The sequence below is a fragment of the Streptomyces sp. NPDC013157 genome (genome assembly GCF_042899865.1).
Classification (GTDB): domain Bacteria; phylum Actinomycetota; class Actinomycetes; order Streptomycetales; family Streptomycetaceae; genus Streptomyces.
Genome location: NZ_JBIBAK010000012.1, coordinates 223,063 through 239,266 on the forward strand (window position 1 = coordinate 223,063; position 16,204 = coordinate 239,266).

12 protein-coding genes are annotated in these 16,204 nt (G+C 71.1%); 8 read left to right on the top strand and 4 right to left on the bottom strand.

What is annotated here, in order from left to right; translation table 11 throughout:
* Positions 1–11 precede the first annotated feature (11 nt).
* The 7 genes from ACFY6U_RS32190 (at position 12) to ACFY6U_RS32220 (ending at position 6,888) form a co-directional block, all read left to right on the top strand.
* Positions 12–860 (top strand): M24 family metallopeptidase, encoded by an 849-nt coding sequence (locus ACFY6U_RS32190; protein WP_390043816.1) that lies wholly within the window; start codon positions 12–14, stop codon positions 858–860.
* Positions 857–2,617 (top strand): SDR family oxidoreductase, encoded by a 1,761-nt coding sequence (locus ACFY6U_RS32195; RefSeq protein WP_390043818.1) that lies wholly within the window; start codon positions 857–859, stop codon positions 2,615–2,617. Before ACFY6U_RS32190 ends, ACFY6U_RS32195 begins: the two co-directional genes overlap by 4 nt.
* Before the next feature lie 231 nt (positions 2,618–2,848).
* Positions 2,849–3,796 carry a MerR family transcriptional regulator gene (locus ACFY6U_RS32200; RefSeq protein ID WP_390043819.1) on the top strand — a complete coding sequence of 316 codons (948 nt, stop codon included), beginning with the start codon at positions 2,849–2,851 and terminating at the stop codon, positions 3,794–3,796.
* A gap of 121 nt (positions 3,797–3,917) precedes the next feature.
* Entirely contained in the window at positions 3,918–4,493 is a 576-nt protein-coding gene (locus ACFY6U_RS32205; RefSeq protein ID WP_390043821.1) for an RNA 2'-phosphotransferase, read from the top strand.
* 7 nt (positions 4,494–4,500) lie between these two features.
* The gene (locus ACFY6U_RS32210; protein ID WP_390043823.1) at positions 4,501–4,986 is read left to right on the top strand and encodes a hypothetical protein; all 486 of its coding nucleotides are present in this window, start codon (positions 4,501–4,503) and stop codon (positions 4,984–4,986) included.
* A gap of 42 nt (positions 4,987–5,028) precedes the next feature.
* Positions 5,029–5,931: an LLM class flavin-dependent oxidoreductase gene (locus ACFY6U_RS32215; RefSeq protein ID WP_390043825.1), complete on the top strand. Its 903-nt coding sequence runs from the start codon at positions 5,029–5,031 to the stop codon at positions 5,929–5,931.
* A gap of 69 nt (positions 5,932–6,000) precedes the next feature.
* Positions 6,001–6,888, top strand: coding sequence for an HAD-IIB family hydrolase (locus ACFY6U_RS32220; protein WP_390043827.1), 888 nt, complete (start codon positions 6,001–6,003; stop codon positions 6,886–6,888).
* A 19-nt stretch (positions 6,889–6,907) separates the two neighbouring features.
* Here ACFY6U_RS32220 and cydD read toward each other — a convergent pair whose 3' ends face one another.
* The 4 genes from cydD to hisC form a co-directional block, all read right to left on the bottom strand.
* A complete protein-coding gene (gene cydD, locus ACFY6U_RS32225) occupies positions 6,908–10,528 on the bottom strand; it encodes a thiol reductant ABC exporter subunit CydD (RefSeq protein ID WP_390043829.1) in 3,621 nt (1,206 codons plus the stop codon).
* 59 nt (positions 10,529–10,587) lie between these two features.
* Complete coding sequence (cydB, locus tag ACFY6U_RS32230; protein WP_390043831.1) at positions 10,588–11,595, bottom strand: cytochrome d ubiquinol oxidase subunit II; 1,008 nt, start codon at positions 11,593–11,595, stop codon at positions 10,588–10,590.
* An 18-nt stretch (positions 11,596–11,613) separates the two neighbouring features.
* Positions 11,614–13,122 (bottom strand): cytochrome ubiquinol oxidase subunit I, encoded by a 1,509-nt coding sequence (locus ACFY6U_RS32235; RefSeq protein WP_390043833.1) that lies wholly within the window; start codon positions 13,120–13,122, stop codon positions 11,614–11,616.
* Positions 13,123–13,391: 269 nt separating this feature from the next.
* The gene (hisC, locus tag ACFY6U_RS32240) at positions 13,392–14,471 is read right to left on the bottom strand and encodes a histidinol-phosphate transaminase (protein WP_390043835.1); all 1,080 of its coding nucleotides are present in this window, start codon (positions 14,469–14,471) and stop codon (positions 13,392–13,394) included.
* A 471-nt stretch (positions 14,472–14,942) separates the two neighbouring features.
* Between hisC and ACFY6U_RS32245 the strand changes: the two genes are divergently transcribed.
* Entirely contained in the window at positions 14,943–16,055 is a 1,113-nt protein-coding gene (locus ACFY6U_RS32245) for a LacI family DNA-binding transcriptional regulator (protein WP_390043837.1), read from the top strand.
* Positions 16,056–16,204: the final 149 nt, after the last annotated feature.

Sequence of the window (16,204 nt, forward strand, 5' to 3'; positions counted from 1 at the left end):
GGGCGGGGCGGATGACGACGGCAGTGGCATCGAAGGAAGAACGCACCACGGAGCTCCAGGGTTTCCGGCGGGTGCAGCGGCTCGCGTACGAGTGCGCGGAGGCGGTCGCGGCCAGGCTGGAGCCGGGGATCACCGAGCGCGAGGCGGCCCGGATGCAGCGCGAGTGGCTGCGCGCGCGGGGCGTGCGGGACTGGTTCCACCTCCCCTTCGCCTGGTTCGGCGACCGCACGGCGTTCACGGACTTCCGCATACCGCTGCAGTTCTTCCCGACCGACCGCCGACTGGCGCCCGGCATGCCGTTCATCCTGGACCTGGCTCCCGTGTACGAGGGCTGCACGGCCGACATCGGCTACTCGGGCTCCCTCGGGCCCAACCCCGTGCAGGACCGGCTGATGGACGACCTGGAGGCGCACCGCGAGCTGATCCTGCGCGAGGTACGCGAGCGCCGCCCGCTGCGCGAGATCTACGAGGACGTGGACCGCCTCATGGTCCGCCAGGGCTACGCCAACCGGCACCGCGCGTACCCCTTCGGGGTGATCGCCCACAAGGTGGACCGGGTGAAGCAGCGCCGCTGGTCACCGCACCTCTTCGGGTTCGGCGCCCAGTCCCTGAAGGGCCTCGCGGCCGACGCGCTGCACGGCCACCGCGAGGGCTGGTCGCCCCTGTGGTCGCCGTACCGCTTCTCCGACCACCCGCCCACGCCGGGCCTGTGGGCGGTCGAACCGCACCTCGGTTTCCGGGGCACGGGCGCCAAGTTCGAGGAGATCCTCGTGGTCACCGACTCCCGGGACCCCGAGCAGAGCGCCTACTGGCTGGACGACGATCTGCCGCACGTGCGGCGCTGGGCGGAGGACAAGTGACCGAGATCGAAGGCGCGCGCGAGCGCCGGGTGCGTACCGGCGGCGTCGACCTGTGCGTGGCGGAGCTGGGCGACCCGGCGGACCCGACGGTCGTCCTCGTCCACGGCTACCCGGACAGCAAGGAGGTCTGGTCCGAGGTCGCGACCCGTCTCGCCGGCCGCTTCCACGTCGTCCTGTACGACGTCCGCGGCCACGGCCGCTCCACCGCCCCGAAACCCCTGCGTGGCGGCTTCACCCTCGCCAAGCTCACGGACGACTTCCTGGCCGTGATCGACGCGGTCAGCCCGGACCGCCCGGTGCACCTCGTCGGCCACGACTGGGGCTCGGTGCAGTCCTGGGAGTTCGCCACGGTGGGGCGCACGGAGGGCCGCATCGCCTCCTTCACGTCGATGTCCGGGCCGTCCCTGGACCACTTCGGGCACTGGATCAACGCGCGCGTGCAGCGCCCGACCCCCCGCCGGGTGGGCCAGCTCCTCGGCCAGGGCGCCAAGTCCTGGTACGTGTACCTGCTGCACACCCCCGCCCTGCCCGAACTGGCCTGGCGGGGCCCCCTCGGCAAGGCTTGGCCGAGAATCCTGCAACGGGCGGAGAGGCTCCCCGCGGGGGACTACCCCACGTCCTCCCTGCCCTCCGACGCGGCACACGGCGCCTGGCTGTACCGCGACAACGTACGGGCCCGGCTGCGCCGCCCGCGCGAGGACGCATACGCGCACGCGCCCGTGCAGCTCATCACGCCTCTCGGCGACGCGTTCCTCTCCGAGCGGCTCTACGACGACCTGGAGCGCTGGGCGCCCCGGCTCACCCGCCGCACCCTGCCTGACAAGCACTGGATCCCGCGCACCCGGCCGGACCAGGTGGCGGCCTGGATCGAGGAGTTCGCGAGGTCGGTGGAGGACGGCCGGGGGGCGGAGCAGAAGCCCGCCGACCGCCATGCCCAGCGGTTCGGAGGCCAGTTGGTGCTGGTCACCGGGGCGGGCAGCGGCATCGGACGGGCGACGGCGTTCGCGTTCGCGGAGGCGGGCGCGCGGGTGGTGGCGGTGGACCGGGACGCGGAGGCGGCGGCCCGCACCGCCGAGCTCTCCCGACTGGTCGGCGCGGCGGACGCGTGGGCGGAGACGGCCGACGTCTCCGACGAACAGGCCATGGAGAAGCTCGCGGAGAAGGTCCACCGCGATTACGGCGTCCTGGACGTGCTGGTCAACAACGCGGGCATCGGGCTGTCGGGCTCCTTCTTCACGACGACGACGGAGGACTGGCGGCGGGTCCTGGACGTCAACCTCTGGGGCGTGATCCACGGTTGCCGCCTCTTCGGGGCCCGGATGGCGGACCGCGCCCAGGGCGGCCACATCGTGAACGTCGCGTCGGCAGCGGCCTACCAGCCCTCCCGCGCCCTGCCGGCCTACAGCACCTCCAAGGCGGCGGTCCTGATGCTGTCCGAGTGCCTGCGCGCCGAACTGGCAGGCCGGCGCATCGGGGTGACGGCGATCTGCCCCGGCTTCGTCAACACCAACATCACCTCGACGGCGCGCTTCACAGGTGTCGACGAGGAGGAGCAGCGCCGCCGGCAGAAGCGCTCGGCCCGGCTGTACGGCATGCGCAACTACCCGTCGGAGAAGGTGGCTTCGGCAATCCTGGAGGCGGTGGAGCACAACCGCGCGGTGGTACCGGTGACGCCGGAGGCACGGGGGATGCGGTTGCTTTCGCGGGTGGCGCCGGGGGTGCTGAGGACGCTCGCAAGAGTGGAGCCGAAGTTGTAGAGGGTCGTCGTCCAACCGCGGGCCGGTAGGGGCTCCCCGCGCCCCTTACGGGGCTGCATAGCTGCGGGCAGTCGTGCCTCCCCCAGTGCCTCAAGGGCCTGGGAGGTGCCCCCAGGGCGGCACGGGTGGGCGCTGGGGGTCCCCCGGCCGAAGGCTGGGGGGACACCCGGCCGGCGCCGGTAAGCGTCCCCACCCCCGCCCCCACCCCGGTCACCACTCAAGGAACCCCACATGACCGACCCCCCGGCCACCCCCACCCACCGCATCGAGGACCTCGCCCGCCTCTCCCGCACCACCGTCCGAACCATCCGCGCCTACCAGGACAAGGGCCTCCTCCCCCGCCCCGAACGCCAGGGCCGCGCCAACCTCTACTCCGACGTCCACCTCACCCGCCTCCACCAGATCGCCGACCTCCTCTCCCGCGGCTACACCCTCGCCTCCATCAAGGAGTTGCTCGACGCCTGGGACACCGGCCGCGGCCTGGCCGGCGTCCTCGGGCTGGTCACCGAGGCCGAGGGCCCCTGGACCGACGAGGAGCCGGTGCGCCTGACCCGCGCCGAACTGGACGCCCGCTTCGGCGGCACCCCCGACGACGCGGCCGTGGCCGAGGCCGTGGCACTCGGCGTACTGGAACCGGTGGCCGGCGACCCCGGCTCCTTCCTCGTCCCGAGCCCCCAAGAGCTGGCCGTGGCAGCCGAGTTGCACGCGGCCGGCGTGCCCCTCATGGCGATCTCCGAGCATCTGCGGGAGTTGAGACTCCAGGTCGAGCACATCGCTGCCCGTTTCCTGGAGTTCACCGCCGAGCACGTCTTCGCGCGCTACCTCGACGACCCCGGCCACCGCACCGACGCCGGCGCGGCCGAAGCGGCCTCGCTCGTACGGCGCCTGCGCCCCCTGGCCCGGCAGACGGTCGACGCCGAACTGGCCCGCGCCATGCGTCTGTTCGCGACCCGTGAGGTGCGCCGGCAGCTCGGCGCAGGGGAACGGCAGAAAACCCCGGACGGGACACGTCCCGTGTCGCTCCCCACCGAGACGATCGGGGCCGTACGACGCCTCGTTGGCCCGGACCGCATCGCGGAGTTCATCGCGCTCGCCGCCGAACGCGAGGTCCGGGCACGGCGGTTGGACGCCCTCGCCACAGATCACGGCCCTGTTAACGATCTTGACGAAACACCCTGAAATGCCCAGCACTTGTCCACAACTCGGCCAATTTCCTTGTGGATAACCGCACTTGGTTGTGGATCAAACCTGCGACGAAAAATATCTGCGTGATCCGCGTCTCGCCCGGCACGCTGATGGCATGAACGCGAGACACAACGAAGGAACACCGGACGAGCGGCGCACCGTGAAGGTGTCGAAGTACCTCTCGAAGCACCTGCGCCACCAGCCCGAACGCATCGGGCTCAGCCTGGACGAGGCGGGCTGGGTGGAGATCGACACGCTGCTCGCGGCGGCAGCGGCGCACGGTTTCCCCGTCAGCCGCGAGGAACTGGACCACGTCGTCACCGCCAACGACAAGCAGCGGTTCGCGATCGAGGGCACCCGGATCCGCGCCAGCCAGGGCCACAGCATCGACGTCGACCTCGGACTGCCCCCGGCGACCCCTCCGCCGTACCTCTACCACGGCACCGTCGCACGGAACCTGGAGGCGATCCGGGACGAGGGCCTCAGGCCGATGAACAGGCACGACGTGCATCTGTCGGCGGACCGGGAGACCGCGACCCGGGTCGGTGCCCGGCGCGGGCGCCCGGTCGTGCTGTCGGTGGACGCGGCGGCGATGCACCGGGACGGGCACGTCTTCCACATCAGCGCGAACGGGGTGTGGCTGACGCGGGCGGTACCTCCGCGCTACCTGCGCTTCCCCGATCCGCACTGACCCCGGCATGATGGATGGTATGGACCATTCCGAGCGCCGGGAACACCAGAGGCACCTTCCGACCACCGAGGCTGCCGTCACCGCACTCCACACGGTCGCGGCCGAGCACGGACGCGAGATCGAGGTCACGCACGACATCGGCGCCGACCTGACCTCGCGGCGCAGCGCGGCGGGCTTCGGTGTCACCACGGACCCGGACGGTTCGCTGCCGCACGAGGCGTACGCCGAGTTCGGCGGGGTGCCGAGGGTGAGCGTGCGGCTCTACCCGGACGACGACGCGCTCATCACGGTCGAGGGCGTCGAGTTCCACGACGTCCCGCGCGACGACGTGCCCGCCTTCCTCCACTCCGTCTTCGGCGGCCTGGCCCACGTGCGGGCCCGCCGCTTCCCGCCCACGAGCTCGCTGGTCGTACCGCTGCCCGGGGACCGCACCTACCGGGAGCACTTGGCCGCATACCTGCTCACGCCGTGGCTGAGCAGCCGCATACGGTGACCGTTTCGGCCGTTGCCGGCGGACCCCTTTAGTCTCGGACGCATGAGTCTGCGTCTGAGCACCGTGATCCTCCCGTACCGCCGCTGGAGCGAGGGCGGCGGCACCGCCTGGACGCGGGCCGAGGAACTGGGCTTCCACACCGCGTACACCTACGACCACCTGTCCTGGCGCAGCTTCCGGGACGGCCCGTGGTTCGGGGCGATCCCGACGCTGACCGCCGCCGCGTCCGTCACCGACCGACTGCGCCTCGGCACACTCGTCACCTCGCCGAACTTCCGGCATCCGGTGCCCCTCGCCAAGGAGCTGATCTCCCTCGACGACATCTCCGGCGGCCGCGTCACCCTCGGCATCGGTGCCGGCGGCAACGGCTTCGACGCCACCGCGCTGGGCCAGGAGCCGTGGACCCCGCGCGAGCGCGCCGACCGGTTCGCCGAGTTCGTCCCGCTCCTCGACCGGCTGCTCACCGAGGACTCGGTGACGTACGAGGGCGGGTTCTACTCGGCCTACGAGGCGCGCAACATCCCGGGCTGTGTGCAGCGGCCCCGGCTGCCCTTCGCGGTCGCGGCCACCGGCCCGCGCGGGCTGAAGCTGGCCGCGCGGTACGGCCAGGCGTGGGTGACCACCGGCGACCCGAAGCTGTACGAGAACGGCACGCCCGAGCAGTCGGTCGAAGCGCTGCGCGGCCAGGTGGGGAAGCTCACCGAGACCTGCGCGGAGGTCGGCCGGGACGTGGCGGAACTGGACAAGGTCCTCCTCACCGGGTTCACCCCGGACCGTGGCCGCCCCCTGGAGTCCCTGGACGCCTTCGTGGACTTCGCCGGCCGCCACCAGGAGCTGGGCTTCACCGAGCTGGTGATCCACTGGCCCATCCCCGACTCGGACTTCGCGGCCGAGCAGAAGGTCTTCGAGCAGATCGCCATGGAGGCCCCGGCCCAGCTCGGCTGAGGCGGCAGAGGACGCTGCGGAGTCGTCTGTGTCTCGTCTGTGCGCCCGCCCGCACGGCCGTGCGGGCATATGCGCGAGAATGGCGCGGTGACCTCAGCGACCCGACAGCCCGAGACCCCTGCCTTCGCAACCCCGCCCCGGCTGATCGCCACCGATCTCGACGGCACCCTGCTGCGCGACGACAAGTCGGTCTCCCCGAGGACGGTCGCCGCGCTGGCCGCCGCCGAGGAGGCGGGTATCGAGGTCTTCTTCGTCACGGGCCGCCCGGCCCGCTGGATGGACATCGTCAGCGACCACGTCCACGGCCACGGCCTGGCGATCTGCGGCAACGGCGCGGCCGTGGTCGACCTGCACGGCGGCCCCGGCGCCCACCGCTTCGTGAAGGTGCGCGACCTGGCCCGGGAGAACGCGCTGGACGCCGTACGGCTGCTGCGCGAGGCCGCGCCCGGCACCGTGTACGCGATCGAGCAGACCTACGGCTTCCACCAGGAGCCGGCCTATCCCAAGCTGCACCTGGAGATACCGGACCATCTGCTGGCCGCCGAGGAGATCCTGGCGGCCGACGGTCCGAGCGCCGGCGAGCCCGTGCTCAAGATCCTCGCCTACCACCCCGGCCTCGACCCCGACGCCTTCCTCACCCTCGCCCGCCTCGCCGTCGGCGACCACGCCACCGTCACCCGGTCCAGCCCCAGCGCCCTGCTGGAGATCAGCGGCCCGGGCGTCTCCAAGGCCAGCACACTCGCCCTGGAGTGTGCCGATCGTGGCATCTCGCACGAGGAGGTCGTCGCCTTCGGGGACATGCCCAACGACGTCGAGATGCTGACCTGGGCCGGCCAGTCGTACGCCATGGGCAACGCCCACCCCGCCGCCGTCGCCGCCGCCTCCGGCCGGACGGTCGCCAACAACGAGGACGGGGTCGCCGTCGTGATCGAGCAACTCCTGGCCGCGCGCGCCTGAGTCCGCCCGCGGCACCGGGCTACCGCACTCCCGCCAGCGACTCCGCCGCCGCCTCCCGCTCCGCCATGTCGCGCAGCGGTCCGGCCACGGCGGCGAGCTCCGCGTAGCTCCCGCGCTGCACCACCCGGCCCGCGTCGAGGACGATCACCTCGTCCACGGCCTCCAGGCCCGCGAGCCGGTGCGTGATGAGCAGCGTCGTACGGCCCTCGGTGGCCGCCAGCAGATCCGCCGTGAGCGCGTCCGCCGTCGGCAGGTCGAGATGCTCGGCCGGCTCGTCCAGCACGAGCACCGGGAAGTCCGCGAGCAGCGCCCGGGCGAGGGCCAGCCGCTGCCGTTGCCCGCCGGACAGCCGTGCCCCGTGCTCACCGACCAGCGTGTCGAGTCCGTCGGGCAGCCCGTCCGCCCAGTCGAGCAGCCGGGCCCGGCCCAGCGCGTCCCGCAGGTCCTCCTCGGTGGCGTCCTTCCGGGCGAGCAGCAGGTTCTCGCACACGGAGCTGTCGAAGAGGTGCGCGTCCTGGGCGCACAGCCCGACGAGCCGCCGCACGTCGTCGCTGTCCATGCCGTACGCGTCCACGCCAGCGACCGTGTAGGAGCCCGCGTCCGGGTCGAGGAACCGCAGCAGGACCTGGGCGAGGGTCGACTTGCCGGCGCCGGAGGCACCGACGACGGCGACCCTGTGCCCCTCGTGCAGGGTGAGGTCGAGCCCGCCGAGCGCGTCCCGCGCCTGCCCCGGGTACCGGGCCGTCAGGCCCTTCAGGACGACGGGGAAGGGCGCGGCGGGTGCCTGACGCGGCCGCTCCGGCTCCCGCACGGGTTCGGGCGCGTCCAGCACCTCGTAGATGCGCTCGGCGCTCCTGCGCACCCGCTGCCGGTGCCGCACGGCCAGCGGCAGTCCGAGTACGGCCTCGAAGGCGGCCAGCGGAGTGAGCACCACGACCGCCATCGCCACGCCGCTCAGCCGGCCGTCGGTGACCCCCTGGGCGCCCAGCAGCGCGGCGGCCACGACGGTCAGGCCGGTCAGCAGCGCGGTCAGCCCGTCACCGAGTGCGGTGGCCGTGGCCCCTCGCGAGGCGATCCGGGTGAGCGTGCCGTCGGCCCGCCGTGCCGCGTCGGTGCGGGCGGGCAGGGCGCCGGCGACGGTCAGTTCGGCGGTGCCGGTGAGCAGGTCGGTCACCCGGGTGGCGAGCAGCCCGCGGGCCGGTGCCAGCCGGTGCTCGGCGCGCCGGGCCACGGCCGAGGTCACCAGCGGAACGCCGACACCGGCCGCCAGCAGCCCCACCGCGAGCGCGGCCCCGGCCTCGGGCAGGAGCCAGGCAGTGAAACCCACGGCCCCGGCGGACACCGCCACCGCCACCCCGGCGGGAAGCAGCCACCGCAGCCAGTAGTCCTGCAGGGTGTCCACATCGGCGACCAGCCGGCTGAGCAGGTCGCCCCGCCTGGTCGCCCGCAGCCCGGCGGGCGCGAGCCGCTCCAGCCGCCGGTACACCGCGACCCGCGTGTCGGCCAGCATCCGCAGCACCGCGTCGTGCGACACCAGCCGCTCGCCGTACCGGAACACGGCCCGCCCGATCCCGAAGGCCCGCGTGGCCGTCACGGCAACCATCAGATACAGCACCGGCGGCTGCTGTGAGGCCCGCGAGATCAGCCACCCGGACGTCGCCATCAGCCCGACGGCGCTGCCGAGCGCAAGAGCCCCCAGCAGAAGCGCAAGCAGCAACCGCCCCCGCCGGGCCCGGGAGGCGGCACGCACGCGGGCGAGAACACCCTGCTGACGCCCGGCCACCGGCTCCACAGCACGCCCTGCGGACTGCCCGAGCACGTCCCCTTGAGCACCGTCCAACTCACCACTCCGCTCGGCGCGCCCACTCCCCACCCCACCGAGCGACCCCACACCCTCACCTTCCAGCCCACCGAGCCCCTCCGCGATCTCGCCTTCCCATTGACCGAGTCGGGTGGTGGGTGGGCAAAGGCTCTGGGATTCCAGGGGGCGGAGTCCCCTGGGGACCTCGCCGCCGGAGAGCCGCACCACCCGGTCCGCCGCCGACAGCAACGCCGGCCGGTGCACCACCAGCACCACGGTGCGCCCCTCGGAGAGCCGCCGTACCGCCGCCACGACCTCCCCCTCGGTCACCCCGTCCAGCGCAGCCGTCGGCTCATCCAGCAACAGCACGGGCCGGTCGGCCAGAAACGCCCGCGCCAGCGCCAGCCGCTGCCGCTGCCCCGCGGACAGACCCGCCCCGTCCTCGCCGAGGACCGTCTCTGCTCCCTCCGGCAGCGCATCCACGAACTCCAGCGCCCCGGCGTCCCGCAACGCCCCCCGGACGGCGTCGTCGTCCGCGTCCGGACGCGCGAGCCGTACGTTCTCGGCGATCGTCCCGGCGTACAGATGCGGCCGCTGCGGCACCCATGCGATCCGTGACCGCCACTCCGCCAGGTCGACGTCGGCGAGATCGGCGTCCCCGATCCGCACCCGGCCCCGCGTCGGCCGCACGAACCCCAACAGGACGTTGAGCAGCGTCGACTTGCCCACACCGCTCGGGCCGACCAGCGCGACGGTCTCCCCGGGTTCGACCGTGAACGACACATCGGTCACCGCGTCCGCAGAGCGCCCCGGATAGCGGACCGTCACCCCCTCGAAGGCGAGGGCAGCGCCGCTGGGCACCGTACCGGCCCCGGACACCGGTACCGGGGTCTCCAGCACCGCGAAGATCTCCTCCGCCGCGGCCAGCCCCTCCGCCGCCGCGTGGAACTGCGCTCCCACCTGCCGCAACGGCAGATACGCCTCGGGCGCCAGCACCAGGATGACCAGCCCGATGTACAGGTCCATGTCGCCGTGGACGAGCCGCATGCCGATGGTCACGGCGACCAGCGCCACCGACAGCGTGGCGAGCAGCTCCAGCGCGAACGAGGAGAGGAAGGCGATCCGCAGCGTCCGCATGGTCGCCTGCCGGTACTCGCCGGTGATCCGGCGGATGGACTCGGCCTGCGCCTTGGCCCGGCCGAACACCTTCAGCGTGGGCAGCCCGGCGACCACGTCCAGGAAATGCCCGGAGAGCCGGGACAGCAGCCGCCACTGACGCTCCGTCCGGGACTGGGTGGCCCAGCCGATCAGGACCATGAAGAGCGGGATCAGCGGCAGGGTGCCGACGATGATCGCCGCGGACACCCAGTCCTCGGTGACGATCCGCGCCAGCACCGCGACCGGCACGACCACCGCCAGCCCCAACTGCGGCAGGTAGCGGGAGAAGTAGTTGTCGAGGGCGTCGACACCGCGCGTGGCGAGGTTGACCAGCGAACCGGTCCGCTGGTCACTCAACCAGCCGGGACCCAGTGCCACCGCCCGGTCGAGGAGACGGCCGCGCAGCTCGGACTTGACCGCAGCGCTCGCCCGGTGCGCGGCAAGCTCGGTGAGCCAGGAGACCAGCGCCCGGCCGACGGCCACGGCCGCCAACAGCAGGAGGGGGGTGCGGAGTTCGGAGACCGAGTGACCATGCTGGAAGGCGCCGACCACGACGTCGGCGATGAGCATGGCCTGGGCGATCACCAGCCCGGCACCGACGGCACCGAGGCCGACGACGGCCACCAGGAAGACGCGGGTGGCACTGGCGTAACGCAGCAGACGAGGATCGATTGGTTTCACGTGAAACATGCCCTTCGGCCCGGAGAGGGTGTTTCACGTGAAACACCCCATCCTCGGACTCAGTGCGCGGCTTCGGTCGCGATGTGCTGCGTACCGATCCGCTTGCGGAACACCCAGTAGGTCCACCCCTGGTAGAGCATGACGAGCGGCGTCGCGATCGCCGCGAGCCACGTCATGATCTTCAGGGTGTACGGGCTCGACGAGGCGTTGGTGACCGTGAGGCTCCAGTCCCCGTTGAGCGACGACGGCATGACGTTCGGGAAGAGCGACAGGAAGAGCATCGCCACGGCGGCCACGATGGTCACGCCGGACAGGGCGAACGCCCATCCCTCGCGGCCCCGGAGATTCGCCCCGAGAGCGGCCACCAGCGCGGCGACCGCCACGACCAGTGCCACCAGGCTCTTGCCGTCACCGCTGTCGGCCTGGGTCCACACCAGGAAGACCAGTGCCAGTGCGGCGGTGAGGACACCGACCTTGGTCGCCAGCTTCCGCGCCCGCACCCGGATGTCGCCGACTGTCTTGAGCGCGGTGAACACCGAGCCGTGGAAGGTGAACAGGGTCAGCGTGACGAGTCCGCCGAGCAGGGCGTACGGGTTGAGCAGGTCCCAGACGGTGCCGACGTACTCGAAGTTCCGGTCGATCTTCACGCCATGCACGATGTTCCCGAAGGCCACGCCCCACAGGAACGCCGGGATCAGCGAGGTCCAGAAGATCGCGGTCTCCCAGTTGCGCTGCCAGTTCTCCTCGGGCCGCTTGGCCCGGTACTCGAAGGCGACGCCCCGGACGATCAGGCAGACCAGGATGACCAGCAGGGGCAGGTAGAAGCCGGAGAAGAGCGTGGCGTACCACTCGGGGAAGGCGGCGAAGGTTGCGCCGCCCGCGGTGAGCAGCCACACCTCGTTGCCGTCCCAGACCGGGCCGATCGTGTTGATCAGCACCCGCTTCTCCAGGCGGTCCCGGGCGAGCAGCTTGGTGAGGATGCCGACCCCGAAGTCGAATCCCTCCAGGAAGAAGTAGCCGGTCCACAGGACGGCGATCAGGACGAACCAGACGTCGTGAAGTTCCATGACTGCGTCTCCCTCGGCCTAGTACGAGAAGGCCATCGGCTTGTCGGCGTCACGGGTCTGGCCGCCGATCTTCGTGGGCGGGTTGAGATCGTCCTCCGTGAGCTCGGGCGGGCCCGCCTTCACGTACTTCACGAGCAGCTTGACCTCGACGACGGCGAGAACGGCGTAGAGCGCGGTGAAGGTGATCATCGAGATGAGGATCTCGGTCTGGGAGACGCCGGGGGAGACCGCGTCGCGGGTCTGCAGGACGCCGTAGACGACCCAGGGCTGGCGGCCCATCTCGGTGAAGATCCAGCCCCAGGAGTTGGCTATCAGCGGGAAGCCCAGCGTCCATATCGCCACCAGCCAGTACAGCCTGCCGAGCTGGGGGCTGAGCGCCTTGTTCCTGAAGAGGACCAGGTTCGGCACCTCGTCCTCACCCACCCGCAGGTGCTGCGGCAGCATGAACTTCTTGCGGGTCAGCCAGAGTCCGGCGAGGCCGATGGCGAAGGACGCCATACCGAAGCCGATCATCCAGCGGAACGCCCAGAAGGTGACCGGGATGATGGGCCGGTAGTCGCCGGCGCCGTACTTCTGCTGCTCGGCCTTGTTGGTGTCGTTGATGCCGGGCACGTACGAGTTGAAGTCGTCGTCGGCGAGGAACGACAGCACGCCCGGCACGGAGAGTTCGACGGTGTTGTGGCCCTTGCTCACGTCGCCGTAGGCGAAGATCGAGAACGGGGCCGAGTTCTGGCCGTCCCACAGGGCCTCGGCCGCGGCCATCTTCATGGGCTGTTGCTTGAACATGACCTTGCCGAGGGTGTCGCCGCTGACCGCGGTGAGCAGACCGCCGATGACCACGGTGATCAGGCCGAGCCGCAGCGAGGTCTTCATCACGCTGATGTGCTTCTTGCGGAACAGGTGGAAGGCCGCGATGCCGACCATGAACGCGCCGCCGGTGAGGAAACAGGCGCTCAGCGTGTGGAAGGCCTGGGCCAGCGCGGTGTTCTGGGTGAGGACGGCCCAGAAGTCGGTGAGTTCGGCCCGCCCCTTCGCCTTGTCGATCTTGTAGCCGACGGGGTGTTGCATCCACGAGTTGGCCGCGAGGATGAAGTACGCGGACAGGACCGTGCCGATGGAGACCATCCATATGCAGGCCAGGTGGATCTTCTTGGGCAGCTTGTCCCAGCCGAAGATCCAGAGCCCGATGAAGGTGGACTCGAAGAAGAAGGCGATCAGTGCCTCGAAGGCGAGCGGGGCACCGAAGATGTCGCCGACGAACCGCGAGTAGTCGGACCAGTTCATGCCGAACTGGAACTCCTGCACGATGCCGGTGACCACGCCCATCGCGATGTTGATCAGGAAGAGCTTGCCCCAGAACTTGGTCGCCCTGAGGTACTTCTCCTTCTCCGTGCGCACCCAGGCGGTCTCCAGGCCGGCCGTGAGGGCGGCCAGCGAGATCGTCAGCGGGACGAACAGGAAGTGGTAGACGGTGGTGATGCCGAACTGCCAGCGCGCCAGTGTCTCCGGCGCCAGAGCCAGGTCCACGTCGTCAGTCTCCTTACGTCGCCGTGGTACAGCGGCATGTGCCCCCTTTGTCACGTACATCACGGAGCAAACGGGACGCGCTTGTGAATGCATTCACATTCACAAGCCATTATGGCGCACTCACTCTCGAGCATCGAAGGGGGGTCGCGCTTGAGCCGTCCGGCCCCTCCGGAACATGCGAACGGGGCCGCTCGGCCCTCATCCCGGCCGTACGACCCCGCACACCTGACACCCGTTGACCGCGGGGCCTCCCTAAGGCCCCGCGGACGCTACAGATCCTTGCGGAACGCCTCCGCCACCTTCAGGAAGATGTCGTTCGCCTCGGTCTCGCCGACCGTCACCCGCACACCCTCGCCCGGGAACGGCCGGACGACCACCCCGTGCTCCTCGCTGAGCTGTGCGAAGGCGGTCGTACGCTCCCCCAACCGCAGCCACACGAAGTTGGCCTGGGACTCGGGCACCGTCCAGCCCTGCCCGCGCAGCGCTTCGACCACGCGCTGCCGCTCGCACACCAGTGAGCCGACCCGGCCCAGCAGCTCGTCCTCGGCCCGCAGCGAGGCGATCGCCGCCTCCTGGGCGAGCTGGCTCACGCCGAAGGGGACCGCCGTCTTGCGCAGCGCCGCCGCCACCGGCTCGTGCGCGATCGCGAAGCCGACGCGCAGCCCGGCCAGTCCGTACGCCTTGGAGAAGGTCCGCAGCACGCAGACGTTCGGCCGCTGCCGGTAGATCTCGACGCCGTCGGGCACCTCGGGATCGCGGATGAACTCCCGGTAGGCCTCGTCGAGGACCACCAGCACGTCGCTCGGCACCCGGTCCAGGAACCGCTCCAGCTCGGCCCGCTTCACGACCGTACCGGTCGGGTTGTTGGGATTGCAGACGAAGACCAGGCGGGTGCGGTCGGTGATGGCGTCCGCCATCGCGTCCAGGTCGTGCACATCACCGGGCGTGAGCGGCACCTGAACGGACCGGGCGCCGCTGATCTGCGTGATGATCGGGTAAGCCTCGAAGGACCGCCACGCGTAGATCACCTCGTCGCCGGGCCCGCTGGTGGCCTGGATCAGCTGCTGGGCGACACCGACCGACCCGGTGCCGGTGGCCAGGTGACCGAGCGGAACGCCGAAGCGGTCCGAGAGCTCGTTCATCAGACCGGTGCACGCCATGTCCGGGTAGCGGTTGAAGGAGGAGGCGGCCGCGGTGACGGACTCCATCACGCCGGGCAGCGGGGGATACGGGTTCTCGTTGGAGGAGAGCTTGTACGCGACCGGGCCGCCGGCCGCCGCCGGCTTGCCCGGCTTGTAGGTCGGGATCCCCTCCAGCTCGGCGCGCAGCTTGGGGCTCGTCTCGCTCACCGCAGTCCTCCTCGCGACCACCGGCGGACCGTCCGCGCCGCCGGCATCCAATACTGCTCACCTTATGAGGATTCGGCGCCGCTGCGTACAGCGGAAGAGGGCGCGAAGAGCCGGGCCGGCAGAGCGGCCGGGGGGACGAGGAGCCGGAACGGCGAACCTCATCCGTACCACCGGCATCACGGGCATCACCGCACGAAGGCGCATTTATCGGGGGCGCGCCCTACATATATCTACGCGCCGGTGGCTCACGCCGTAGCGCGCATCACCCGTGCAGGTGAGTTGAGACCTCTTCGAAACATCGGGCACTTGGCAGGCCCATCCGTGCCGACAAGTCACGTCTTACCATTGGATCGTTCAACTGACTTTCTTTCTAAGGCAGTTGACCCAAATTGACCTTGCAGAAACGTGCCTGTCAACGCGTGCATATGCGTCCGCACTACCCCACCGCATGAGCCCTACTATCGGCTCGCCATGACAGCAGCAGGGAAGCACCAGGTGAGCCGCGCGGAAACCTCTCGGCGAGGCAGCCGGCCGGGCCGGGCGGGCATCAGAGACGTGGCCGCCGCCGCCGGAGTCTCCATCACGACCGTCTCCGACGCCCTGAACGGCAAGGGGCGGCTCCCGGACGCCACCCGCCGCCATGTCAGAGAGGTCGCCGACCGGCTGGGGTACCGCCCCTCGGCCGCCGCGCGCACCCTCCGTACCGGCAAGTCGGGGCTCATCGGCCTGACCGTGACGACGTACGGGGATGAACCTTTCACCTTCACCGAGTTCGCGTACTTCGCCGAGATGGCGCGGGCCGCCACCTCGGCCGCGCTCGCCCGTGGCTACGCTCTCGTCATCCTGCCCGCCACCTCACGGCACGACGTGTGGTCGAACGTCGCCCTGGACGGCACGGTCGTCATCGACCCCTCCGACCAGGACCCCGTGGTCAGCGAACTGGTCCGGCAGGGCCTGCCGGTGGTCTCCGACGGCCGCCCGGCCGGCTCGCTCCCGGTCACCGCCTGGGTGGACAACGACCACGAGGCCGCCGTACTCGGCATCCTCGACCATCTCGCCGACGCGGGCGCCCGCCGGATCGGCCTGCTCACGGGCACCTCGACCGACACGTACACCCACCTGTCGACCACCGCCTACCTGCGCTGGTGCGAGCGCGTCGGCCAGGACCCGGTCTACGAGGCCTACCCGGCGCACGACCCGTGTGCGGGCGCCGTCGCCGCCGACCGGCTGCTGGCCCGCCCGGACCGCCCCGACGCCGTCTACGGACTGTTCGACCCCAACGGCACCGACCTGCTCGCCGCCGCCCGCCGCTACGGGCTGCGCGTCCCCGACGACCTGCTGCTGGTGTGCTGCAGCGAGTCGACCGTGTACGCCAACACCGAGCCTCCCATCACCACGCTCTCCCTGAAGCCGCGCCGCATCGGCACGGCGGTGGTGCAGCTGCTCATCGACGCGATCGAGGGGGTCGAGTCGGACCATCCGGTCGAGCAGGTGATACCGACCGAACTGATCGTGCGTACCTCCTCCCAGCGACGCGCGCAGCGCACCACGGTCAGCCCGCCGCGGGCACCGGAGGAGGAGTAGCACGGACGCGCGGAGAACGGGGCGGCACGGCTGCCACGTCGTCGGACGGCGGCCGGCAGCCGAACGCCGGGTGGTCGAACCCCTGCCCAACCGGGGCGAAAGCCACGCTGAACTGGAGTCCTGCCCGGATTCACCACCCCTGGGTCATC

Coding starts and splice junctions, on each gene's coding strand:
- ACFY6U_RS32210 (WP_390043823.1), top strand. CDS start 4,501: ATGATGGATGGTATGGACCATTCCGAGCGCCGGGAACACCAGAGGCAC.
- ACFY6U_RS32190 (WP_390043816.1), top strand. CDS start 12: ATGACGACGGCAGTGGCATCGAAGGAAGAACGCACCACGGAGCTCCAG.
- cydB (WP_390043831.1), bottom strand. CDS start 11,595: ATGGAACTTCACGACGTCTGGTTCGTCCTGATCGCCGTCCTGTGGACC.
- ACFY6U_RS32215 (WP_390043825.1), top strand. CDS start 5,029: ATGAGTCTGCGTCTGAGCACCGTGATCCTCCCGTACCGCCGCTGGAGC.
- ACFY6U_RS32220 (WP_390043827.1), top strand. CDS start 6,001: ATGCGCGAGAATGGCGCGGTGACCTCAGCGACCCGACAGCCCGAGACC.
- ACFY6U_RS32200 (WP_390043819.1), top strand. CDS start 2,849: ATGACCGACCCCCCGGCCACCCCCACCCACCGCATCGAGGACCTCGCC.
- ACFY6U_RS32205 (WP_390043821.1), top strand. CDS start 3,918: ATGAACGCGAGACACAACGAAGGAACACCGGACGAGCGGCGCACCGTG.
- ACFY6U_RS32245 (WP_390043837.1), top strand. CDS start 14,943: ATGACAGCAGCAGGGAAGCACCAGGTGAGCCGCGCGGAAACCTCTCGG.